Here is a 1152-nt window from a genome sequence, read left to right on the forward strand (position 1 = left end):
CCGAGAGGCGCACCAGGTTCGCCGGGACTTCCAGCGGGGTGCCGATCAGCGAGGCGTGGGTCATCTCCCGGGGGTAGCAGACCAGGGATTCCACCCCGCCCAGGGAGACCGAGAGCTGGAAGTAGTGCATGGATTCGGCGAAGGCGCGCGCGGCGGGCTCATCGGCCAGCGTCAGGGAGAGGATCCCGCCAAAGCCGCGCTGCTGCCGGGCGGCCAGCTGGTGCCCCGGGTGTTCCTCAAGTCCCGGGTAGTAGACGCCGGTGACCTCGTTGCGGGTCTGCAGCCAGCGGGCGAGGCCTGCGGCGGTGGCGCAATGCCGTTCCATGCGCAGCCCCAGGGTCTTCAGCCCGCGGGCGGCCAGGTAGGAATCCTGCGGCCCGCACACCGCCCCGCCGGCGAACTGCTGGTAGCCGACCGCCTCGGCCAGCGGGGTGCCGCGGTGCAGGTGCTCGGTGACGATGACCGCCCCGCCCAGCACGTCGGAGTGCCCGCCGATGTACTTGGTGGTGGAGTGCACCACCGCGTGGGCGCCGAAATCCAGCGGGCGCTGCAGGTAAGGGGTGGCGAAGGTGTTGTCCACCACCAGCAGGGCGCCGGCGTCCCTGGCCAGCTGCGCCCAGCCGGCCAGGTCGGCGATGCCCAGCAGCGGGTTGGAGGGGGTTTCAAGCCACAGCAGCGCCGTGTTCGGGCGCAGGGCCGCGCGCACCGCATCCAGGTCGGTGATCGGCACGGCGCTGGCGGTGATCCCCCACTTGCGGTGCAGCCCGGTGATCAGCCGGTGGGTGCCGCCGTAGCCGTCGGCGCCCAGCACGATGTGGTCGCCCGGGGCCAGCACCGCGCGCAGCAGCGCGTCCTCCGCGGCGATGCCCGAGGCGAAGCCGAACCCGGCGGCCCCGCCCTCCAGGGCGTTGAGCTGGGTCTCAAATCCGTTGCGGGTGGGGTTGGAGCCGCGGGAGTATTCGTGCCCGGCCCGCAGCACGTTGATGCCGTCCTGGATGAACGTGCTGGTCTGGTAGATCGGCGGGATGACCGCACCGGTGGCCGGGTCCTTCGCCTGGCCGGCGTGGACCGCCAGCGTGTTGAAGCCGCTCATGCGATGCTCACTTTCGGTGCGGGGGCCAGACACGGGGCGCCGGGTCCGGGGCGTTCGGC

1 protein-coding gene is annotated in these 1152 nt (G+C 72.3%); it reads right to left on the reverse strand.

The window, feature by feature from the left end; all coding sequences use genetic code 11:
• On the reverse strand, positions 1-1093 hold a 1093-nt coding region (locus tag RCJ92_RS15920), incomplete at its 3' end, for a cystathionine gamma-synthase (protein ID WP_446755127.1).
• Between the last annotated feature and the right edge of the window lie 59 nt (positions 1094-1152).

The sequence above is a fragment of the Glutamicibacter sp. BSL13 genome, from assembly GCF_052928425.1.